A 24,414-nucleotide genomic window follows, 5' to 3' on the forward strand; every position below is an offset into this window, starting at 1 on the left:
AATTAACGACACTAAAATATAGCGGTTAGCATTGACATATTTATCATGCTAACCATTGATGCTTCTAAAATGTCAAAATATGCAAAGTGTCATATTGCGAGGTTACTATGGTTAGTGTGACGAGTTATACATATCCAACGGAAACAGAGAATGATAATAGCCAGTTTCAGAGTCAGGGCCTGAGCCAGAGTCTAAGAGATAGTATCGAGGGTAATATTAAAGCATTTGATGCGATGGCACAAAGTGGCCTGCTCGATAATTGTAGAACATTATCTAAAAATGCCTCTTTTCGTGAAATTTTCCGAAGTTTATTGTTATACATCTTAGATTCCTTACATATCTATCGACATGATATTAGTGATAAATTGGTTTCTTATTTTCATGTTACGCCTGAATCAGCGAATGCGAATTATAAAACATGGATCGCTACCACAGGCATGGATAGCTATATAAAAATTGAGCAGACCGGCAGTGATAAATTTAAAGTCACTGATGTGTATCGTGAGTTAAAAGGCAACAGTTTGAAAAAAGAGAGTAGAGACAGGGATTTTAGTGGTCGAAATGTGAAAGAGTTTATAGGGTTATTATCAGAGCACGATGTATTGGAAAAGTATCAACTCTCAAATGTAACAGTTGCTGCAAATGCTCTCAAGCTAGAAGTTGTTAATAATAATTCTGAAAATAAACGCAGCTTTGGAGTTACTGATGCTGAGCGCCAATTAAAAAAAGCGTTAAATGAACAAACTCAATTAACACCAGATAAATTAATTCCAGATGATTGTAGTTATAAATCAGACATAAAAAAACTAGATGTTCAGGAGGGAGAGTTTAGTGCACTTCTTGCTGATGCATCAAGACACGTTGGAGAGGGTAGCTCAATTATTTCATGTTGTGGAGTTAAAATAAATAGCACAATCCATGAATTTCTGAGGAGTAAAACCATGGCTTTGTCTGGTCATGGAGGTGTTAGGAAATATAAAGATTTCGAAAATCTTTTTAGTAAAATTGTATTTACGCCAGATGAATGTAGTGTTGTGAGAAACTCTCTACAGAAAGATGGTGTTGAGAAAAAAACCAGAGAAAATATTATTTCTTGCCTCTCCAGTATTTCAGGAATAGGTAACCTGTATTATGCTTGTTCACAGGCATTTCCTGTCGCGCTTGATAGGGGGGATATTAATGCAATACAGGCAAGTAATTCTATTTCTTCCGGGCTTGATAGTAACCCAGGGCTTTGTGTTTTGCTGGGAAGAACAAATTTGCTTTTTGCTGACTTTTCTCTGCATACATTTACACAAACTCATTATATTGTAAAAGCCGAAATAAATGAAGCTGGTAACGATTTTAATATTGCTAATTTCATTTATCGAACATACGGTGAGGATTATATTCATAACGACTCAGTGGATGACTCTCTTAATGAGCGTTCCGCTGAAGATTATAGGTTTCTGGATGACTCTTTGTTACCTGAAAACGATTTCCGCAACAGGAGGAGAAATTTTTCAGGCAATATTGCAATCGCAACCTACAAATAATTCGCTTTTTCTCAATAATACGTACCAAACGCTTACCTTTCAGGTAAGCGTTTTGACGATAAGCCCAACATCATTAAGCCAATACATACCCCATATCCAACTTGAACAACATCGCGCTTATCGTTAAGGTATGCGCGTTTTTTATCCGCCAGGACCCAATTATGATCACCGTTGCCCTTATAGACGATCACCTCATCGTCCGCTCCGGCTTTGCGCAGTTGCTGGGGCTGGAACCTGATTTGCAAGTAGTTGCCGAGTTTGGTTCGGGGCGCGAGGCGCTGGCGGGGTTGCCGGGGCGCGGTGTGCAGGTGTGTATTTGCGATATCTCCATGCCTGATATCTCCGGTCTGGAGCTGCTAAGCCAGCTGCCGAAAGGCATGGCGACAATTATGCTCTCCGTTCATGACAGTCCGGCACTGGTTGAGCAGGCGCTTAACGCGGGGGCGCGCAGCTTTCTCTCCAAACGCTGTAGCCCGGATGAACTCATTGCTGCGGTGCATACGGTTGCCACGGGCGGCTGTTATCTGACGCCGGATATTGCCATTAAACTGGCATCCGGTCGCCAGGACCCGCTAACCAAACGTGAACGCCAGGTGGCGGAAAAACTGGCGCAAGGAATGGCGGTGAAAGAGATTGCTGCCGAACTGGGCTTGTCACCGAAAACGGTACACGTCCATCGCGCCAACCTGATGGAAAAACTGGGCGTCAGTAACGACGTTGAACTGGCGCGCCGCATGTTTGATGGCTGGTGATGAAGACGTTGTTCTCCCGCTTAATTACCGTTATTGCCTGCTTTTTTATCTTCTCTGCCGCATGGTTTTGCCTGTGGAGCATCAGCCTGCACTTGGTTGAGCGCCCTGATATGGCGGTGCTGTTATTTCCGTTTGGCCTGCGTCTGGGGCTAATGCTGCAATGCCCGCGCGGATACTGGCCGGTGCTGCTGGGCGCGGAATGGCTGCTGATTTACTGGCTAACGCAGGCGGTCGGTTTAACCCATTTTTCCTTATTGATGATCGGTAGTTTACTGACGTTACTGCCCGTGGCGCTGATCTCGCGCTATCGCCATCAACGTGACTGGCGCACCTTGCTGTTACAGGGTGCGGCCCTGACGGCGGCGGCGTTGTTGCAGTCGCTGCCCTGGCTTTGGCACGGCAAAGAGTCGTGGAATGCGCTGTTGCTGACTTTAACTGGCGGCTTGACGCTGGCCCCGATATGTCTGGTGTTCTGGCACTATCTCGCCAATAACACCTGGCTGCCGCTCGGGCCGTCGTTAGTTTCTCAACCGATCAACTGGCGCGGGCGGCATCTGGTCTGGTACTTGCTGCTGTTTGTTATCAGTCTCTGGCTCCAGTTGGGATTGCCGGACGAACTGTCGCGCTTTACGCCATTCTGCCTGGCGCTGCCGATTATCGCGCTGGCCTGGCACTATGGCTGGCAAGGGGCGCTGATTGCGACGTTGATGAACGCCATCGCGCTGATCGCCAGTCAAACCTGGCGCGATCATCCGGTGGATTTATTGCTCTCACTGCTGGTGCAAAGTCTGACAGGGTTGTTACTGGGCGCAGGTATCCAGCGGTTGCGTGAACTTAACCAGTCGCTGCAAAAAGAACTGGCGCGCAATCAGCATCTGGCTGAACGGTTGCTGGAAACTGAAGAGAGCGTGCGCCGCGACGTGGCGCGTGAGCTGCACGATGATATCGGTCAGACCATCACTGCTATTCGTACTCAAGCGGGCATTGTCCAGCGACTTGCGGCAGATAACGCCAGTGTGAAGCAGAGCGGGCAGCTCATCGAACAACTGTCGCTGGGCGTTTACGATGCGGTGCGCCGTTTGTTAGGTCGGTTACGTCCGCGCCAGTTGGATGATCTCACCCTGGAGCAGGCCATCCGCTCACTGATGCGGGAAATGGAGCTGGAAGGGCGCGGCATTGTCAGCCATCTCGAATGGCGAATCGATGAATCAGCGTTAAGTGAAAACCAGCGAGTGACGCTGTTTCGCGTCTGCCAGGAAGGGCTGAACAACATTGTGAAACATGCCGATGCCAGCGCGGTCACCCTGCAAGGCTGGCAGCAGGATGAACGGTTGATGCTGGTGATTGAAGACGATGGCAGCGGTTTGCCGCCGGGTTCCGGGCAACAAGGTTTTGGCCTCACCGGAATGCGCGAGCGCGTAACGGCGCTGGGTGGCACATTACACATTTCCTGTCTGCACGGCACGCGTGTCAGCGTTTCTCTACCTCAACGTTATGTTTAAGGTTCGATGATGTTGCCGTTTCTGAAAGCGCCTGCCGATGCGCCATTAATGACTGATAAACATGAAATTGATGCACGCTATCGCTACTGGCGTCGGCATATTCTGCTGACCATCTGGCTGGGTTACGCGCTGTTTTACTTCACGCGGAAAAGTTTTAACGCCGCCGTACCAGAAATCCTTGCTAACGGCGTGCTCAGCCGTAGCGATATCGGCCTGTTAGCGACCCTGTTTTACATTACCTACGGCGTGTCGAAGTTTGTCTCCGGCATTGTCAGCGATCGCTCAAATGCCCGTTATTTTATGGGGATAGGGCTTATCGCGACGGGCATCATCAACATTCTGTTTGGCTTCTCGACGTCGCTATGGGCGTTTGCCGTACTCTGGGTGCTGAACGCCTTTTTCCAGGGCTGGGGTTCACCGGTGTGTGCACGTCTGTTAACGGCCTGGTATTCTCGTACCGAGCGCGGTGGTTGGTGGGCATTATGGAACACGGCGCATAACGTTGGTGGTGCGCTCATTCCCATTGTGATGGCAGCAGCTGCGCTGCATTACGGCTGGCGTGCCGGGATGATGATTGCGGGTTGTATGGCGATCGTCGTGGGGATTTTTCTCTGCTGGCGGCTGCGCGATCGCCCGCAGGCGTTAGGTTTACCTGCGGTTGGTGAATGGCGGCACGATGCGCTGGAGATTGCTCAACAACAAGAAGGGGCAGGGCTGACGCGTAAAGAGATCCTCACCAAGTATGTGTTGTTGAATCCGTATATCTGGCTGCTTTCGTTTTGCTATGTGCTGGTCTATGTGGTTCGGGCGGCGATCAACGACTGGGGCAATTTGTATATGTCCGAGACGCTGGGCGTCGATCTGGTCACGGCGAATACGGCAGTGACGATGTTTGAACTGGGCGGATTTATCGGTGCGCTGGTAGCGGGTTGGGGCTCGGACAAACTGTTTAACGGCAACCGCGGGCCGATGAATTTGATTTTCGCTGCCGGAATTTTGCTTTCAGTCGGCTCGCTGTGGCTGATGCCATTTGCCAGCTACGTGATGCAGGCAACTTGCTTCTTCACCATTGGTTTTTTTGTCTTTGGCCCGCAGATGTTAATCGGCATGGCGGCGGCAGAATGTTCCCACAAAGAGGCGGCAGGGGCGGCGACGGGATTTGTCGGCTTGTTTGCTTATCTGGGGGCGTCGCTTGCTGGTTGGCCGCTGGCGAAAGTGCTCGATACCTGGCACTGGAGCGGATTTTTTGTGGTTATCGCCATTGCCGCCGGGATTTCCGCACTGCTGTTACTGCCCTTTTTGAACGCCCAGACACCGCGCGAAGCGTGATGCATCTCACCTTTTCACTTCATATCCGGCAAAACTAAGAAATTTTCCAGGTTTTGCCTGGACGCTATCTCAGGCCTGATTTGCTGCTGATTTTTACAATGCCATCATTCATTAATTCTTTCCCAAAATAATTCAAGTTGCAGGAACGCAGCAAACGCGTGAGTCCCGGGAGCATAGTGAACTATGTGACCGGGAGGAATGCGTGCAGCTAAGGCACCTGCGGCTTGAAGTATGAAGGGAAATCAGGAGTAACCCATGCTGGCTTTCTTAAACCAGGTTCGCAAGCCGACCCTGGACCTTCCGCTCGAAGTGCGGCGCAAAATGTGGTTCAAACCGTTCATGCAATCCTACCTGGTGGTCTTTATCGGCTACCTGACGATGTACCTGATTCGCAAGAACTTTAACATCGCGCAGAACGATATGATTTCGACCTACGGGTTGAGCATGACGCAGCTGGGGATGATCGGCCTGGGTTTCTCCATCACTTATGGCGTGGGTAAAACGTTGGTTTCCTACTACGCCGACGGCAAAAACACCAAACAATTCCTGCCGTTCATGCTGATCCTGTCTGCCATTTGTATGCTGGGCTTCAGCGCCAGTATGGGCAGCGGCTCGGTTAGCCTGTTCCTGATGATTGCCTTCTACGCCTTAAGCGGCTTTTTCCAGAGTACCGGCGGTTCGTGCAGTTACTCCACCATCACCAAATGGACGCCGCGTCGTAAACGCGGGACATTCCTCGGTTTCTGGAACATTTCTCACAACCTTGGTGGCGCGGGCGCAGCTGGTGTGGCACTGTTCGGCGCAAATTACCTGTTCGATGGTCATGTTATCGGCATGTTTATCTTCCCGTCGATTATCGCGCTGATTGTTGGTTTTATCGGCCTGCGTTACGGCAGCGACTCCCCGGAATCTTATGGCCTCGGTAAAGCTGAAGAGCTGTTTGGCGAGGAGATCAGTGAAGAGGATAAAGAGACAGAATCTACCGATATGACCAAGTGGCAGATCTTTGTTGAGTATGTGCTGAAAAACAAAGTGATCTGGCTGCTGTGCTTCGCCAACATTTTCCTCTATGTGGTGCGTATTGGTATCGACCAGTGGTCAACCGTGTATGCGTTCCAGGAACTGAAACTCTCTAAAGCGGTGGCGATTCAGGGCTTTACGCTGTTTGAAGCTGGTGCGCTGGTCGGTACGCTGCTGTGGGGCTGGCTCTCTGACCTGGCGAACGGTCGCCGTGGCCTGGTGGCCTGTATCGCGCTGGCGCTGATTATCGCCACGCTCGGTGTGTATCAACACGCCAGCAACGAATATATCTACCTGGCTTCTCTCTTTGCGTTGGGTTTCCTGGTCTTTGGCCCGCAATTGTTGATTGGTGTGGCTGCTGTTGGCTTTGTACCTAAAAAAGCGATTGGCGCTGCCGATGGTATTAAAGGCACCTTCGCTTACCTGATTGGTGACAGCTTTGCCAAGTTAGGTCTGGGAATGATTGCCGATGGGACGCCGGTATTCGGCCTTACCGGCTGGGCAGGCACCTTCGCCGCACTTGATATCGCCGCGATTGGTTGTATCTGCCTGATGGCGATAGTGGCGGTGATGGAAGAACGCAAAATCCGCCGCGAGAAAAAAATTCAGCAGTTGACAGTGGCATAAACGTAACTGGTGACTTTTGCCCGGCATGACGCCGGGCTTTTTTTTATTATTCAGTGACTTCCAGCGTGGTGAAGGCAAACTTCTCGCCATCAAATAGCCCCTGACTGGTTAGTTTCAGCGCGGGGATCACTGGCAGAGAAAGAAACGCCATCTGAATAAACGGCTCATCGGGTAACGGACCGCATTCACGGGCGGCAGCTTTCAAGGCGTCAATTTGTTCCGCCAGCGACTGCGCCGTGTCGGTGCTCATCAGCCCGGCAATGGGTAACGGCAGATGGCTTTGGACCTGGCAGTTACGTACCACGCACAACCCGCCGCCATCCTGAATCACCTGATTGACCGCCAGCGCCATCTCTTCGGCACTGCGACCGATCACCACAATATTATGGCTGTCATGGCTGACCGTCGCAGCCAGCGCACCTTCATTCAGGCCAAAGCCGCCGAGCAAACCACAGGCCGGAGCCAGCCGTTGCCCGTAACGCTCAAGTACGGCAATAAAGCACACATCATCGCGATCAAAACCATTTTCGCTGTAGACGCTGGAGCGGGAGTGGGTAATCAATTCGTTATGGATGACGTCAATTACCCGATAGCGTTTTCCGGGCGTGAATTGCAGGGCAAAGTCGCTGGCGGAAACTGGCTGGCGGGCAATGGTATTGCCATACGGAGGAGCAGATTGTGCCAGTCTCGCCGACTCTTCCGCTTGTAAGGTTTGCGCATCAATCGGTTCGCCTTTCACCAGTACCTGCTGCACCGTGACCTTACGCGCATCGCTCAACAGGACGATATCGGCCTGCTTGCCGGGTGCCAGTAAGCCCAGGTGATTCAGACCAAAGTGGCGCGCCGTCGACCAGCTGGCGACGCGATATGCCACATGCAGCGGCACATTGTGTTGTTCGATCAGGCGGCGAATTAAGGCATCGATGTGTCCTTCATGGGCGATCTCCCACGGGTTACGGTCATCAGTACAGAGCATGCATTGCGGGCTGTTAAATTCGTTGATCAACGGTGCCAGTGCGTTGAGATTGCGGGCAGCGGACCCTTCGCGGATCATCAACGACATGCCGAGTTGTAATTTCCGGCGTCCTTCTTCCAGCTGATAACTTTCGTGGCAGTTTTCAATACCCGCAGCAATATAGGCGTTAAGTTCTTTACCACCCAAACCCGGGCAGTGACCGTCCAGCGTCAGGTGGCGAAATGCATCCAGTTTATCGAGCAGCGCATTCTGCCCGCTAATTACGCCAGGGTAGTCCATCATTTCTGCAAGGCCGGTAACCTGCGGATGGTCCCGCCAGGCGAGCATCTGTTCAAGGGTAAAACTGGCACCGTTAACATCGCAGCCTTCCAGGGCGGGTACGCAAGAGCTGACCTGTAAGTACTGGTTTTGCCTTGCCTGTTCGGCACAGCGGGCAAACCAGGCGAAACCGGCTTCGCCCATCACGTTGACGATTTCATGAGGATCGCAAATAACAGTTGTCAGGCCGCGCGGCAGGGTGGCGGTTTCAAAGGTGACCGGCGTCATCATGCTGGATTCAATATGCAGGTGAGCATCAATAAACCCTGGCACCGCCGTTGCGCCGTGGGCATCAATCCGCTGCAAAGCCGGAGCATCAGTGTATTCTGCGCCAACACCGGCAATGTAACGCCCTTTAATCACAATTGGGCCGGAAATTTCTCCGCCATTGATCAGGTCGAGAATAGAGACATTATCAATAATATAATCGGCAACAGCGTCGCCACGGGAAACGGCTAACAATTCCTGGTATTCCGCCCGGCTAATGTGATGAAATTTATGGTTAATAGAATTATTCATATTTTTCTCATTTTGATTTTATCAATTTGATTATTATTTATCATAAAGAAACGTCGCGAGATTATTAAAGAATATCCATTAATGTGCAATTGAAATGTGATAATTATCACTGAACCGTTGTTGTCATTTGTTTTACAAAAGCAAGGGATTAAATCTCCTCCAATGGGCAAAAAAATGAATAATGACAATACCGATTACGTGAGTAATGAATCAGGGACGCTTTCGCGATTATTTAAACTACCTCAGCATGGGACCACCGTCCGCACAGAATTGATTGCGGGGATGACCACTTTTTTAACCATGGTGTACATCGTTTTTGTGAATCCGCAAATCCTCGGCGCGGCACAAATGGACCCGAAAGTGGTGTTTGTTACCACCTGTTTGATTGCCGGTATCGGCAGTATTGCGATGGGGATATTTGCTAACTTACCCGTGGCGCTGGCTCCGGCAATGGGGCTGAACGCCTTCTTTGCGTTCGTGGTCGTGGGGGCGATGGGTATCTCCTGGCAGACCGGGATGGGCGCGATATTCTGGGGCGCAATTGGGCTATTTTTGCTCACGCTATTTCGTATCCGGTACTGGATGATCTCCAACATTCCATTAAGTTTACGTATTGGTATCACCAGCGGAATCGGATTATTTATCGCCTTAATGGGATTAAAAAATACTGGCGTTATTGTCGCCAATAAAGACACCCTGGTGATGATTGGCGATTTAAGTTCTCACGGCGTGTTGTTAGGTATTTTAGGGTTTTTTATTATAACCGTGTTGTCATCACGTCATTTTCATGCCGCGGTGCTTGTTTCTATTGTGGTGACGTCTTGCTGTGGCTTATTTTTCGGTGATGTTCATTTTAGCGGCATCTATTCCATTCCGCCTGATATTAGCGGCGTCATTGGTGAAGTAGATTTGAGCGGCGCGTTAACACTTGAACTCGCCGGTATCATTTTCTCCTTTATGCTGATCAACCTATTTGATTCATCAGGAACATTAATTGGTGTAACTGATAAAGCTGGCTTAATAGATAGTAACGGTAAATTCCCCAATATGAATAAGGCGCTGTATGTTGATAGCGTCAGTTCGGTGGCGGGTGCGTTTATCGGCACCTCGTCTGTTACCGCCTATATTGAAAGTACTTCTGGTGTGGCGGTCGGTGGTCGCACGGGGCTGACGGCTGTCGTGGTCGGCGTTATGTTCCTGTTAGTTATGTTCTTCTCACCGCTGGTGGCGATGGTTCCTCCTTACGCAACCGCCGGAGCGTTAATCTTTGTTGGCGTGCTGATGACTTCGAGCCTGGCGCGCGTTAACTGGGATGATTTTACCGAATCGGTGCCCGCATTTATTACCACGGTGATGATGCCCTTTACTTTCTCGATCACCGAAGGGATTGCACTCGGCTTTATGTCGTACTGCATCATGAAAGTGTGCACCGGGCGCTGGCGCGATCTGAACCTGTGTGTGGTGGTGGTCGCAGCTCTGTTTGCACTGAAGATTATTCTGGTGGATTAGTAACTGGCGAGGGTTTCCAGATATCATGAGTTCTGATTACGCAGGAGAACTCATGATCTGGATAATGCTCGCCACGCTGGCGGTAGTGTTTGTGGTTGGTTTTCGGGTGCTGACATCCGGGGCCAGAAAAGCGATTCGCCGTCTCAGCGATCGGCTGAATATCGATGTCGTACCCGTGGAGTCGATGGTCGATCAAATGGGAAAGTCAGCCGGTGACGAATTTTTACGTTATTTGCATCGTCCGGATGAGTCGCACCTGCAAAACGCCGCGCAGGTGTTGCTCATCTGGCAAATTGTCATTGTCGATGGTAGCGAACAGAATCTGCTGCAATGGCATCGGATTTTACAAAAAGCCCGCCTTGCCGCGCCGATTACTGATGCTCAGGTCAGGCTGGCGCTGGGTTTTCTGCGCGAAACCGAACCTGAAATGCAGGATATTAATGCTTTTCAGATGCGCTATAACGCGTTCTTTCAGCCTGCCGAGGGCGTTCACTGGCTGCATTAAAATCGCTTCGTCTTATCAGCCTACAGACCGCGCCTGACCTGGTGGGTGGATAAGGCGTGTACGTCGCATCCGGTATCGGAACTGACAGTAGGTGAACGCATTATCTACGTTCTATTTACAGCAGCACCTCCAGCCCGTGTTTTTGCACAATGCTGAGCAGTTTTAATGAAATGCCATTGGGGCGTTTAGCGCCACTTTCCCATTTTTGTACAGTTGAAACGCTGGTATTGAGATAGTGAGCGAAGACGGGCTGACTCACTTTTAATTTTTCCCGCAGTGCTTTTATCTCAACAGGTTGTAAGTCTTGCACGCTGGTCAGGCAGGCTTTGTCAAAAGTACGCATCGTTTCAGCAGAAATAGCATTGACGCTGGACAATCCAGCCGCTGCGCTGTGAATAGCCTCAAATGCAGGACTTTTAAATTTAGTTTTTGCAGTCATAGCAGATCTCTGTCAGTTCTTTAGTGTTAATCATTGCTGTTAGTTGGGCTTTCGTCAGGAAGGCATAATGCTTTGCAATTTCACGAAACCCAGCCAGTTCCTGACTACTGATGTTCGACATATCCTGTTTTGCATATAAAAACGTGTAAAACCAATTGCTTCCCCCTTTCGCCAGAATAATTGCACGCTCACGATTTTGGTGAAGGCGCTTTTTAAAAACGCCACCGCCAAGTGCATCAGCTTTACCTTGTTCCGTTTCTAAAATGGCCCGGCACAACTCTTCATCTGTTATTGCATGAGACCTGGCTTCCCTTGCAAACCATTTGGTTTTAAACACGCGCATATCGTTGAGGTCCTGTTATTAAAGTATATCACCAAGTGCAATACTTTATCCCTTGTTCCCAACACAATCGCGAAAATACATATCACCTTGCCCTATGATTTTTATTTCTTCGAGCAGCCTCGAACTTTTCCCACAACACCGTAAAAGTTGCAAAAACGTTAAATGCGTCACACATTTCAATGTTAAAGTGGTCGGCTTTTCCCCTGAAACATGCCACGGGTAACACCATGAGTGAATTTATTGCCGAAAACCGCGGCGCGGATGTCATCACCCGACCGAACTGGTCAGCCGTTTTCTCGGTGGCGTTTTGCGTCGCCTGTCTGATTATCGTTGAGTTTTTGCCCGTCAGTTTGTTGACGCCAATGGCCCAGGATTTAGGCATTTCGGAGGGGGTTGCCGGGCAATCGGTGACCGTGACCGCCTTTGTGGCAATGTTTGCCAGTTTGTTTATTACCCAGACAATTCAGGCCACTGACCGCCGCTACATTGTTATTTTGTTTGCCGTTTTGCTGACGCTCTCCTGCTTGCTGGTTTCCTTTGCTAACTCATTCAGTTTGCTTTTAATTGGTCGTGCCTGTCTGGGGCTGGCGCTGGGCGGGTTCTGGGCGATGTCGGCGTCGCTGACCATGCGTCTGGTGCCGCCGCGTACGGTGCCGAAGGCGCTGTCGGTGATCTTCGGCGCAGTTTCTATTGCGCTGGTGATTGCCGCACCGTTGGGCAGTTTTTTAGGCGAGCTTATCGGTTGGCGCAATGTCTTTAATGCGGCGGCGGTGATGGGCGTGCTGTGTATTTTCTGGATTATCAAATCATTGCCTTCGCTGCCAGGCGAACCCTCGCATCAGAAACAAAATACTTTCCGTTTATTACAACGTCCGGGTGTGATGGCAGGGATGATCGCCATCTTCATGTCTTTCGCCGGGCAGTTTGCTTTCTTCACGTATATTCGCCCGGTGTATATGAACCTGGCGGGATTCGGCGTGGATGGCTTAACGCTGGTGCTGTTGAGTTTTGGTATCGCCAGCTTTATTGGTACGTCGCTTTCGTCGTTCATTCTTAAACGTTCGGTAAAACTGGCCTTAGCAGGCGCGCCGTTAATACTGGCTGTGAGTGCGTTGGTGCTGACGTTGTGGGGAAGCGATAAAATCGTTGCTACCGGCGTGGCGATTATCTGGGGGCTAACTTTTGCATTGGTTCCTGTCGGCTGGTCAACGTGGATCACTCGCTCACTGGCCGATCAGGCAGAAAAAGCCGGGTCTATTCAGGTGGCGGTTATTCAGCTTGCTAATACCTGTGGCGCGGCAATCGGTGGTTATGCGCTGGATAATATTGGTCTGACTTCGCCGTTGATGTTGTCCGGCACATTGATGCTGCTGACGGCGTTATTGGTCACCGCAAAGGTGAAAATGAAGTAACGTATTTACAGGAGGGGTTATTGCTCTGGCGGGAAAGCTCTCTTGTTCTTCCCCCTGATACCCCTTGATCAGGTATTGTTCTTATCTTGTTGTTATTTCCATTATTCCGCCTGTATTCATCATTTGCTAATCATGAATCATCATTTTCTCTCATGTTAAAGAAAGGTCATTTAATCTGAACGCATAGCGACAGGGATGACAAATGGCAGGGAAAGCGCATGGGAACGGCGATCGTCGGGGCGATAACACCATATGTGGATTGGGGGATCGTTTACGTCGTCTGACCGCCGGTATTTGCCTAATAACACAAACTATTTTCCCTGTTATGGCTGCTGCCCCTACGCATATTAACCCTGCGCATTCGGATACTGCCGCGTCACTGATCCTGCCGAACGTTAAAACTATTCCATATACCCTGGGTGCGTTGGAATCGCCACCAACGGTCGCGGCACGCTTTGGTATCACCGTTGATGAATTACGTCGCCTGAATCAGTTCCGTACCTTTGCGCGGGGCTTTGACAATGTGCGTCAGGGCGATGAAATAGATGTGCCCCTCATTAACAGTAACAGCCCTGAAGCGCGCAACCTGAAAGCAATGCAGATGGAGCGCGACGGCAAAGATCCGCAAATGCAGGTCGCGGAAGTGGCGCAGCAAAGCGGAACACTTTTAGCGCGCGATATGGACAGCGAACAGGCGGCGAGTATGGCGCGTGGCTGGGTGGCTTCTTCTGCCTCTGCGCAGGCAACGGACTGGCTCAGCCGTTGGGGAACTGCCCGGGTATCTCTTGGTGTGGATGAAGATTTCAGCCTTAAAAGCTCGTCATTTGAATTTCTCCATCCCTGGTACGAAACGCCGGATAACCTGGTCTTCAGCCAGCACACACTTCATCGTACGGATGATCGCACTCAAACCAACCACGGTATCGGCTGGCGTTATTTCACACCGAGCTGGATGTCTGGCGTCAATATGTTTATCGATCATGACCTGACCCGCTATCACACCCGAACCGGGATGGGCGTTGAATACTGGCGCGATTACCTGAAACTGAGCGGCAACGGTTATCTGCGCCTCAGTAACTGGCGTAGTGCACCGGAACTCGACAATGACTATGAAGCACGTCCGGCGAACGGTTGGGATCTTCGCGCCGAAGGCTGGTTGCCAGCCTGGCCACAGCTGGGCGGCAAGCTGGTCTATGAACAATATTATGGCGATGAAGTGGCGCTGTTTGGTAAAGACGAGCGACAAAATGATCCTCACGCGATTACCGCAGGTTTGAGTTACACCCCCGTTCCCCTGATCTCCTTTAGTGCCGAGCAACGGCAGGGCAAACAGGGAGAAAACGACACCCGAATTGGTATGGAGTTGACGTTGCAACCCGGTCATTCACTGCAAAAACAGCTCGATCCGGCTGAAGTTGCAGCACGACGCAGCCTTGTGGGCAGTCGCTATGACCTGGTCGATCGTAATAACAATATTGTCCTTGAATATCGCAAGAAAGAGCTGGTGCGGCTGACGCTGACCGATCCGTTGAAAGGCAAGCCGGGTGAGGTTAAATCGCTGGTTTCTTCCTTACAAACCAAATATGCGCTGAAAGGTTATGACATTGAAGCCGCCTCCCTGCAATCAGCGGGCGGAAAAGTAGCAGTTTCCGGCAAGGATATTCAGGTCACTATTCCTCCCTACCGATTCACGGCAATGCCTGAAACCGACAACACTTACCCGATAGCGGTTACAGCGGAAGATTCGAAAGGAAATTTCTCCCGGCGTGAAGAAAGTATGGTGGTCGTGGAAAAACCCACACTAAGCCTCGCCGATTCAACGCTTTCTGTCGATCTGCAAATCCTGCTTGCTGATGGAAAATCAACCTCAACGCTGACCTATACCGCGCGAGATTCCAGCGGCAAGCCGATCCCCGGTATGACGTTAAAAACACAGGCAAAAGGTTTGCAGGATTTCGCCTTAAGCGAATGGAAAGACAACGGTAACGGAACCTATACCCAAATAGTTACCGCCGGGAAGACGTCTGGCGCGTTATCGCTGATGCCGCAATTTAACGGCGATGATATCGCTAAGACGCCAGCGCTGATTGCTATCGTGGCGAATACAGCATCCCGCGCTGACTCCACGATTGAGACAGACCAGGATAATTACGTCGCGGGTAAGCCGATAGTCGTTAAAGTGACCCTGAGAGATGATAACGGCAACGGGGTTACCGGAAGAAAAGAACTTCTTAAACAAGCCGTTAAAGTAGACAACACGAAGGCAGATGCCGTTAGTGCCTGGACGGAAGAAAGTGAGGGAATTTACAAAGCAAGCTATACGGCCCATCTCATTGGCGACAAATTAACGGCCCAGCTGACGATGCCCGGCTGGCAAACCAAACATTCGGATGCGTTCAGTATTGTGGGTGATAAAGATACCGCCAAAATCGCTGCGATGCAGATCACCGCGAATAACGCAGTTGCCAGACGCGATCACAATACCGTCGCTGTGACGGTCAGGGATGTGCATCAAAATTTACTGCAGGGACAAAATGTTACCTTCACGGTCGTGAATGGTGCGGCGGTTTTTGCCGATCCAAATGGCGGTATTGTGACGACAGATAAAGACGGGATTGCCAGCGTTAACCTTGCCAGTGACCAGGCGGTAAATAGTCTTATCAAGGCCGAGACCAATGGCAGTAGTCAGTCTGTGGAAGTGAGCTTTATTACTGGCGATATCTCTCAGCTGACTTCCACCATCAAGACAGACGATGTGTCATACACCGCGGGTGGCAAGATAAAAGTGTCAGTTACCCTTATGGATGAGCAGAAAAACCTGGTGAAAGGGATGGCTTCGCTGCTGGCGGGTAGCGGTGTGGTTGAGGTGAGCGGTACAGATAAAAATGAAACGGGTAACTGGAGCGAAGAGTCTGATGGCGTTTACACCACCACCCGAACCGCGAAGATTGCTGGCGATCGCCATTACGCCACGCTGAAACTATCGACATGGAGTAGCGCGCAGCAATCTTATGCGTATGCCATACGCGAAAGCGGAGCTGTGTTGGCTTATTCCTCCATCGTTACCGACAAAACGGCCTACACCGCGGGCGGCGCGATAAAAGTTACGGTAACACTCAAGGATAGCTATGAAAACCTGGTCGGGGGGCAACGAGACGCTATCAACCAGGCTATCCAGCTGCCAAATACAAAAGCGGAAAGCATCGCCTGGAATGAAGATCAAAAAGGAATTTATACCGCAACGTATACCGCCTTACTCCCTGGCACCGGTTTAAAAGCACAGCTACAGATGTCCGGCTGGGCGAGCGCTTTGTCTTCAAATGATTACAGTATTAGTGGCGATGCCGCCAGCGCACAAATTGTCGCGATGCAAGTGACAACGGGTAACCCGGATGTGCTGGCGAATGGCAGCGATCGACATACGGTGAATGTCCGGGTGGAAGATCAGTTTGGCAATGTGCTGCCGGAGCAGACCGTCACCTTTACGGTGACGAAGGGGGCGGCTGTATTTGCCAATGCAGGGCAGAGCGCAGATATCAGGACGGATGCGCATGGCATGGCAGAGGTTGATCTGAGCAGTACCGTAGCGGATGCCAGCACTGTTGAGGCTAAGATCAATCAAAGCAGCGATAGTAAAACGGTGAACTTTGTTGCTGATGTTAGCACGGCGCAGGTCGCTGAGCTGGTGGTCATTAAGGATGGTTCAGAGGCGGACGGTTCGACGGCGAACACGCTGCGGGTGAAGGTCACCGATGCGTTCGGGAATGCACTTGCCGGGCAGACGGTCAGCGTGTTGGCAGGCAACGGTGCAACTGTCGCTCCGACGGTGATTACAGAGCCGGACGGCACGGTGGAGATCAGTGTCACCAGCCAGACCGCCGGAACCAGTGTGGTCACCGTCAGCGTCAACAACAGCAGCCAGAGCCAGAACGTGACATTTATTGCGGATATCAGGACGGCGCAGATCGCGGATCTGGTGGTCACCCGGGATAACTCGGTGGCTGACGGTTCGACGGCGAATACGCTGCAGGTGAGGGTGACCGATGCGTTCGGGAATGCGCTGAATGGGCAGACGGTCAGCGTGTTGGCGGATAACGGTGCAACGGTCACTCCGACGGTCACTACAGAGCCGGACGGCACGGTGGAGATCAGTATCACCAGCCAGACGGCGGGAGTCAGTGCAGTCACTGCAACCATCAACAGCAGTACTCAGAGTCAGAACGTGACATTTATCGCCGATGTCAGGACGGCGAAGATCGCGGATCTGGTGGTCATTAAGGACGACTCAGTGGCAGACGGTGCAATGGCGAACACGCTGCGGGCGAGGGTGACCGATGCATTCGGTAATACGTTGGGCGGGCAGACGGTCAGCGTGTTGGCGGATAACGGCGCAACGGTTGCCCCGACAGTCACTACGCAGCCGGACGGCACGGTGGAAATCAGTGTCACCAGTCAGACCGCCGGAACCAGTACAGTCACTGCCAGCATCAACAACAGCAGCCTGAGCCAGAACGTGACGTTTGTTGCCGATGTCAGGACGGCGAAGATCGCGAGTCTGGAGGTTACCCGGGATAACTCAGTGGCTGACGGCGCAATGGCGAACACGCTGCGGGTGAAGGTCACCGATGCGTTCGGGAATGCGCTGAATGGACAGACGGTCAGCGTGATGGCGGACAACGGCGCAACGGTTGCCCCGACGGTGATCACCGAGCCGGACGGCACGGTGGAAATCAGTGTCACCAGCCAGACGGCGGGAGTCAGTGCAGTCACTGCAACCATCAACAGCAGTAGTCAGAGTCAGAACGTGACATTTATCGCCGATGTCAGCACGGCGAAGATCGCTGATCTGGTGGTCATTAAGGATGGTTCAGAGGCGGACGGTTCGACGGCGAACACGCTGCGGGCGAGGGTGACCGATGCATTCGGTAATACGTTGGGCGGGCAGACGGTCAGCGTGTTGGCGGATAACGGCGCAACGGTTGCCCCGACAGTCACTACGCAGCCGGACGGCACGGTGGAAATCAGTGTCACCAGTCAGACCGCCGGAACCAGTACAGTCACTGCCAGCATCAACAACAGCAGCCTGAGCCAGAACGTGACGTTTGTCGCCGATGTCAGCACGGCGAAGATCGCTGATCTGGTGGTCATTAAGGATGGTTCAGAGGCAGACGGTTCGACGGCGAACACGCTGCAGGTGAAGGTGACCGATGCGTTCGGGAATGCACTTGCCGGACAGACGGTCAGCGTGATGGCAGGCAACGGCGCAACGGTTGCCCCGACGGTGATTACAGAGCCGGACGGCACGGTGGAGATCTCTGTCACCAGCCAGACGGCAGGAACCAGTACAGTCACCGCCAGCATCAACAACAGCAGCCAGAGCCGGGATGTGACGTTTATCGCCGATGTCAGGACGGCGCAGATCGCGAGTCTGGAGGTGACGCAGGATAACGCCGTGGCTGACGGCGCAATGGCGAACACGCTGCGGGCGAGGGTGACCGATGCGTTCGGTAATGCGCTTGCCGGACAGACGGTCAGCGTGATGGCAGGCAACGGTGCCACGACTGCTCCGACGGTCACCACGCAGCCGGACGGCACGGTGGAGATCTCTGTCACCAGCCAGACGGCGGGGATCAGTACAGTCACTGCAACCATCAACAACAGCACCCTGAGTCAGAACGTGACATTTATCGCCGATGTCAGGACGGCGAAGATAGCGGATCTGGTGGTTATTAAGGATGGTTCAGAGGCGGACGGTTCGACGGCGAACACGCTGCGGGTGAAGGTCACCGATGCGTTCGGTAATACGCTTGCCGGGCAGACGGTGAGCGTGTTGGGAGGCAACGGCGCAACGACTGCCCCGACGGTCATCACAGGGCCAGACGGGACGGTGGAGAGCAGTGTCACCAGCCAGACGGCGGGGATCAGTACAGTCACTGCAACCATCAACAACAGCAGCCTGAGCAGGAACGTGACATTTATCGCCGATGTCAGGACGGCGCAGATCGCGAGTCTGGAGGTGACGCAGGATAACGCCGTGGCTGACGGCGCAATGGCGAACACACTGCGGGTGAAGGTCACCGATGCGTTCGGTAATGTGCTGGCCGGGCAGATGGTCAGCGTGACGGCAGGCAACAGCGCAACGGTTGCTTCGACGGTCACCACGCATCCGGACGGCACGGTGGAGATCTCTGTCACCAGTCAGACGGCGGGTACCAGTACAGTCACCGCCAGCATCAACAGCAGCAGCCAGAGCCAGAGCGTGAAGTTTATTGCCGATGTCAGCACGGCGCAGATTGCGGTGCTGGAAGTGACGCAGGATAACTCAGTGGCAGACGGTTCGACGGCGAACACGCTGCTGGTGAGGGTGACCGATGCGTTCGGTAATACGCTTGCCGGGCAGACGGTCAGCGTGACGGCAGGCAACGGTGCAACGGTTGCCCCGACGGTGATTACAGAGCCGGACGGCACGGTGGAGATCTCTGTCACCAGCCAGACCGCCGGAATCAGTGCGGTCACTGCCAGCATTAACAGCAGCAGCCAGAGCCGGAACGTCACGTTTATCGCCGATGTCAGGACGGCGCAGATCGCGGACCTGGCGGTTATTAAGGACGGCTCAGTGGCGGACGGTTCGACGGCGAACACGCTGCGTGCGAGGGTAACCGATGCATTTGGTAATGCGCTTGCCGGGCAGACGGTGAGCGTGTTGGCGGACAACGGCGCAACGGTGTCTCCGACGGTCATCACAGGGCCGGACGGTACGGTGGAGATCTCTGTCACCAGCCAGACGGCGGGAATCAGTGCGGTCACCGTCAGCATCAACAACAGCACCCTGAGCCAGAACGTGACATTTATCGCTGATGTCAGGACGGCGAAGATAGCGGAGCTGGTCGTTAGCCAGGATAACGCGGTGGCAGACGGTGCGACGGCGAACACGCTGCGGGTGAGGGTGACCGATGCGTTCGGGAATGCGCTGAATGGACAGACGGTCAGCGTGACGGCAGGAAACAGCGCAACGGTCGCTCCGACGGTCACCACAGGGCCGGATGGCACGGTGGAGATCTCTGTCACCAGTCAGACCGCCGGAATCAGTGCGGTCACTGCCAGCATCAACAGCAGCAGCCTGAGCCGGGATGTGACATTTATCGCCGATGCCAGCACGGCGCAGATCGCGGACCTGGTGGTCATTAAGGATGGTTCAGAGGCGGACGGTGCGACGGCGAACACGCTGCGGGCGAGGGTGACCGATGCGTTCGGCAATGCGCTTGCCGGACAGACGGTCAGCGTGACGGCAGACAACAGCGCAACGTTGTCTCCGACGGTCATCACAGGGCCGGACGGCACGGTGGAGATCAGTGTCACCAGCCAGACGGCGGGAGCCAGTACAGTCACTGCCAGCATCAACAGCAGCAGCCAGAGCCGGAACGTCACGTTTATCGCCGATGTCAGGACGGCGAAGATCGCTGATCTGGTAGTCACCCGGGATAACTCAGTGGCAGACGGTTCGACGGCGAACACGCTGCGGGTGAGGGTCACCGATTACGTTCGGGAATACGCTTGCCGGGCAGACGGTCAGCGTGTTGGCGGATAACGGCGCAACGGTCGCTCCGACGGTCATCACAGGGCCGGACGGCACGGCGGAGATCTTTGTCACCAGTCAGACCGCCGGAATCAGTGCAGTCACCGCCAGCATCAACAGCAGTACCCTGAGCCGGGATGTGACGTTTATCGCCGATGTCAGGACGGCGCAGATCGCGGACCTGGTGGTCATTAAGGACGACTCAGTGGCAGACGGTGCAATGGCGAATATGCTGCGGGCGAGGGTCACCGATGCGTTCGGCAATGCGCTTGCCGGACAGACGGTCAGCGTGACGGCAGGCAACGGTGCCACGACTGCTCCGACGGTCACCACGCAGCCGGACGGCACGGTGGAAATCAGTGTCACCAGTCAGACGGCGGGGATCAGTACAGTCACCGCAACCATCAACAGCAGTACCCTGAGCCGGGATGTGACGTTTATCGCCGATGTCAGAACGGCGCAGATCGCGAGTCTGGAGGTGACGCAGGATAACTCAGTGGCTGACGGCGCAATGGCGAACACGCTGCGGGTGAAGGTCACCGATGCGTTCGGTAATGCGCTTGCCGGACAGACGGTCAGCGTGACGGCAGGCAACGGTGCCACGACTGCTCCGACGGTCACCACGCAGCCGGACGGCACGGTGGAAATCAGTGTCACCAGTCAGACGGCGGGGATCAGTACAGTCACCGCAACCATCAACAGCAGTACCCTGAGCCGGGATGTGACGTTTATCGCCGATGTCAGAACGGCGCAGATCGCGAGTCTGGAGATGACGCAGGATAACTCAGTGGCTGACGGCGCAATGGCGAACACGCTGCGGGTGAAGGTCACCGATGCGTTCGGTAATGCGCTTGCCGGACAGACGGTCAGCGTATCGGCGGGCAACGGTGCAACGGTCACTCCGACGGTGACCACGCAGCCGGATGGCACGGTGGAGATCAGTGTCACCAGTCAGACGGCGGGGATCAGTACAGTCACCGCAACCATCAACAGCAGCAGTCAGAGCCGGGATGTGACATTTATCGCCGATGCCAGCACGGTGCAGATCGCGGACCTGGTGGTTATTAAGGATGGTTCAGAGGCGGACGGTTCGACGGCGAACACGCTGCGTGCGAGGGTAACCGATGCATTCGGTAATGCGCTTGCCGGGCAGACGGTGAGCGTGTTGGCGGACAACGGCGCAACGGTGTCTCCGACGGTCATCACAGGGCCGGACGGTACGGTGGAGATCTCTGTCACCAGCCAGACGGCGGGGATCAGTACAGTCACCGCAACCATCAACAGCAGCAGTCAGAGCCGGGATGTGACATTTATCGCCGATGTCAGGACGGCGCAGATCGCGGATCTGGTGGTCATTAAGGATGGTTCAGAGGCGGACGGTTCGACGGCGAACACGCTGCGGGCGAGGGTGACCGATGCGTTCGGTAATACGCTTGCCGGGCAGACGGTGAGCGTGTTGGGAGGCAACGGCGCAACGACTGCCCCGACGGTCATCACAGGGCCAGACGGGACGGTGGAGATCAGTGTCACCAGCCAGACGGCAGGAATCAGTGTGGTCACCGCCAGCATCAACAGCAGCAGCCAGAGCCGGGATGTGACGTTTATCGCCGATGTCAGAACGGCGCAGATCGCGGATCTGGTGGTCATTAAGGACGGCTCAGTGGCTGACGGCGCGACGGCGAATACGCTGCAGGTGAAGGTCACTGATGCTAACGGTAATGCGCTTGCCGGGCAGACGGTCAGCGTGATGGCAGGCAACGGCGCAACGACTGCCCCGACGGTGACCACTCAGCCGGATGGCACGGTGGAAATCTCTGTCACCAGCCAGACCGCCGGAACCAGTGTGGTCACCGCCAGCATCAACAACAGCAGCCAGAGCCAGAACGTCACCTTTGTACCGGGTGATGCATCGCAGCTCACTTCAACCGTTGAAACAAATAAGTCGAACTATACGGTTGGAGAGACAATCACCATCACGGTAACGCTCCGGGATGCGTTCGATAATCTGGTAACCGGTGCAGCTTCACAGTTAGCCGCTAATGGTGTGCTGACGGTGGCTGGCACCGACCCGTCAGAAACGGGAAGCTGGGTTGAATCAGGTGGCGTGTATACCACAACCCGAATGGCGACGATTGCCAGTACCAATCAGCACGCCAACCTGCAATTGCAGTCGTGGAGTGATGGCGTAACGTCAGATCGCTATGACATACAGTCCGGTTCTCCGGCGCAAGCCACATCAACTATCGCCACGGATAAAAACGCATACACCGCTGGCGAGACCATAACCGTCGCCGTGACGCTGAAAGACGCGCACGGTAACCTGGTTGAAGGGGGCGAGTCCTTACTGTCTGGTGATAACGTAATAGTGGAAGGAGCCGTACGTTCAGGAGGATGGTCTGAAAACGCCGGTGTTTATACTGCTACATGGTCGGCGCAAATGGCGGGAGACTCTCACCACGCGACGCTGAAGTTGTCTGAGTGGGGCAGCAGTAAACAATCAGAGAGTTATTCCATCCACAGCGGTGCTCCGGTGCAGGCAAATTCTGCTATCAGGACAGATAAATCGGCATATATCGCCGGGGAGCCATTAACCGTCACAGTAACGTTACGGGATGAGTTTGGTAACCCTGCTTTCGGGCTGACATCAGAAGTCATCGAGTCTTATATTGATAGTTTCGCGGTAGGCGGCGCAACTCCCGATTCTATGCAGTGGGTCGAGCAGAATAATGGTGAATATACCATTGTCTGGACAGCATGGGTTGCCGAGGAAAATCTGGTTGCCAGTCTGAAATTAAAAACATGGGCAGCGGAGATTAAGTCCTCATTATATGGAATACAACCAGGTGCAGCGGCAAAAACTCAATCAACGATTGTCGCGGACAAAACGATATATATCGCTGGGGATAGCATAACGGTGACCGTTGTTCTTAAAGATGCCCAGGGTAACTTTATTACTGATGGTGTTGTTCAGCTTAATGAGGAAAACGTACAAGTCAGGAATGCGGATCCTATCCAGGGCAATAATTGGGTTTACAACGGCAATGGGCAATATCAAAGACAGTATATGGCACATTTTGCGGAAGCGAATTTGAATGCGCAACTGAAGATGGCTGGTTGGAGCGATGCCAATTATTCAAACAATTATACTATCAAACCAGGTGAAGTGAGTCCGCTTGGTTCACAGCTTCGTATACGAGAAGTTTTAGTAGTGGAAGGGGCGGATTTACCTGTCAGTGCTTTATTAGTTGATGATTTTGGAAATCCGGTGGATAACGGTCTGGATTTGCTGGATGATGCAGTGTACTTACAAAATGTAGAAAAGAAAGAAGGGGAAAAATGGAGATATGTGGGTGATGGCATATATGAACGTACATATATGGCCTACCAAGAAGGAGAAAATTTAACTTCATTTATGGAGATTAAAGGTTGGCGTATATACGGGCAACCATCCTATACCATCCTTCCTTTTGTGGAAGTCGAGTCGCTGAGTGTTAATGGTGTAAAATTCAGGGCGACAGATGGTTTTCCAGAAACAGGGTTTGATGGTGCAAAATTCACGCTGTTACTAACCCATAATATGAAAAATACGGATTATAATTGGACGGCTGGGATTTATGGAATTAATGTTGATAGTAATGGAGAAGTAACATTATCTGTGCTGATAAGAAGTGAAGTTACTATTACTGGGAAACCCAAGAATGGTAAAGGGAATGATGTTGTATTTAAATTCAAGATTAAAAAATGGTTTACTAGTTTAGGTGCTAGCAGTAGTAATACCTGGGATATCATAAATACTTCATGTAGCTATGGTCAAATGCCGTCATCTTTAGAATTAGCGCAGCGGCCAAGCGGTGGGGTAGTACCGCGAAAAGTAGGTACGTTGTGGGGCGAATATGGTAATTTAAAAACGTATGGGAACGCTTTTAGCAGTACGGATTATTGGACAAGTACTCAGCTCATGGGAGTACACGAGAAATTTAATCCTGAAACTGGTATATCAGAGCTTGGGACAGGAAAGTCTTCTGGCTTGTGCGTAGAGTATTATTAACGAA

Annotated in this window: 13 protein-coding genes; 10 read left to right on the forward strand and 3 right to left on the reverse strand. The window is 52.7% G+C overall.

Annotated elements, in window-relative coordinates:
- The first annotated feature begins 107 nt into the window (after positions 1-107).
- The 5 genes from ACJHYR_RS16465 to uhpT all read left to right on the forward strand — a co-directional run bounded on the left by ACJHYR_RS16465 (position 108) and on the right by uhpT (position 6,765).
- On the forward strand, positions 108-1,535 hold the full coding sequence (locus ACJHYR_RS16465) for a hypothetical protein (RefSeq protein WP_059327796.1): 1,428 nt from the start codon (positions 108-110) through the stop codon (positions 1,533-1,535).
- A 161-nt stretch (positions 1,536-1,696) separates the two neighbouring features.
- Positions 1,697-2,287, forward strand: coding sequence for a transcriptional regulator UhpA (uhpA, locus tag ACJHYR_RS16470; RefSeq protein ID WP_059327795.1), 591 nt, complete (start codon positions 1,697-1,699; stop codon positions 2,285-2,287).
- Positions 2,287-3,789 (forward strand): signal transduction histidine-protein kinase/phosphatase UhpB, encoded by a 1,503-nt coding sequence (gene uhpB / locus ACJHYR_RS16475; protein WP_001308147.1) that lies wholly within the window; start codon positions 2,287-2,289, stop codon positions 3,787-3,789. Before uhpA ends, uhpB begins: the two co-directional genes overlap by 1 nt.
- A gap of 9 nt (positions 3,790-3,798) precedes the next feature.
- Positions 3,799-5,118, forward strand: coding sequence for an MFS transporter family glucose-6-phosphate receptor UhpC (gene uhpC / locus ACJHYR_RS16480; RefSeq protein WP_001301991.1), 1,320 nt, complete (start codon positions 3,799-3,801; stop codon positions 5,116-5,118).
- Between the two features lie 255 nt (positions 5,119-5,373).
- The gene (gene uhpT / locus ACJHYR_RS16485) at positions 5,374-6,765 is read left to right on the forward strand and encodes a hexose-6-phosphate:phosphate antiporter (RefSeq protein WP_000879194.1); all 1,392 of its coding nucleotides are present in this window, start codon (positions 5,374-5,376) and stop codon (positions 6,763-6,765) included.
- 46 nt (positions 6,766-6,811) lie between these two features.
- Here the strand turns inward: uhpT and adeD are convergent, their stop codons facing one another.
- The gene (gene adeD, locus ACJHYR_RS16490) at positions 6,812-8,578 is read right to left on the reverse strand and encodes an adenine deaminase (protein WP_059327794.1); all 1,767 of its coding nucleotides are present in this window, start codon (positions 8,576-8,578) and stop codon (positions 6,812-6,814) included.
- Between the two features lie 174 nt (positions 8,579-8,752).
- On the opposite strand from adeD, the gene adeQ reads away from it, so the two are divergent.
- Both adeQ and ACJHYR_RS16500 read left to right on the forward strand, forming a co-directional pair.
- A complete protein-coding gene (gene adeQ / locus ACJHYR_RS16495; RefSeq protein WP_001513042.1) occupies positions 8,753-10,087 on the forward strand; it encodes an adenine permease AdeQ in 1,335 nt (444 codons plus the stop codon).
- Positions 10,088-10,139: 52 nt separating this feature from the next.
- Complete coding sequence (locus ACJHYR_RS16500) at positions 10,140-10,592, forward strand: DUF1198 domain-containing protein (protein ID WP_001295241.1); 453 nt, start codon at positions 10,140-10,142, stop codon at positions 10,590-10,592.
- A gap of 115 nt (positions 10,593-10,707) precedes the next feature.
- Here ACJHYR_RS16500 and ACJHYR_RS16505 read toward each other — a convergent pair whose 3' ends face one another.
- Both ACJHYR_RS16505 and ACJHYR_RS16510 read right to left on the reverse strand, forming a co-directional pair.
- A complete protein-coding gene (locus ACJHYR_RS16505; protein WP_000125646.1) occupies positions 10,708-11,031 on the reverse strand; it encodes a helix-turn-helix domain-containing protein in 324 nt (107 codons plus the stop codon).
- The gene (locus ACJHYR_RS16510) at positions 11,015-11,368 is read right to left on the reverse strand and encodes a type II toxin-antitoxin system RelE/ParE family toxin (RefSeq protein WP_137497747.1); all 354 of its coding nucleotides are present in this window, start codon (positions 11,366-11,368) and stop codon (positions 11,015-11,017) included. The genes ACJHYR_RS16505 and ACJHYR_RS16510 overlap by 17 nt, the downstream gene beginning before the upstream one ends.
- Positions 11,369-11,601: 233 nt before the next feature.
- Between ACJHYR_RS16510 and nepI the strand changes: the two genes are divergently transcribed.
- From nepI to ACJHYR_RS16525, 3 genes are all read left to right on the forward strand, one after another.
- Positions 11,602-12,786, forward strand: a complete 1,185-nt coding sequence (nepI, locus tag ACJHYR_RS16515) for a purine ribonucleoside efflux pump NepI (protein WP_024190083.1) — start codon at positions 11,602-11,604, stop codon at positions 12,784-12,786.
- 202 nt (positions 12,787-12,988) lie between these two features.
- Entirely contained in the window at positions 12,989-20,374 is a 7,386-nt protein-coding gene (gene iatC / locus ACJHYR_RS16520) for an inverse autotransporter adhesin IatC (RefSeq protein ID WP_410233117.1), read from the forward strand.
- The gene (locus tag ACJHYR_RS16525; protein WP_410233118.1) at positions 20,361-24,410 is read left to right on the forward strand and encodes an Ig-like domain-containing protein; all 4,050 of its coding nucleotides are present in this window, start codon (positions 20,361-20,363) and stop codon (positions 24,408-24,410) included. The genes iatC and ACJHYR_RS16525 overlap by 14 nt, the downstream gene beginning before the upstream one ends.
- The last annotated feature ends 4 nt before the right edge of the window (positions 24,411-24,414 follow it).

This window comes from Escherichia sp. WS1450 (genome assembly GCF_046487395.1).
Classification (GTDB): domain Bacteria; phylum Pseudomonadota; class Gammaproteobacteria; order Enterobacterales; family Enterobacteriaceae; genus Escherichia; species Escherichia coli.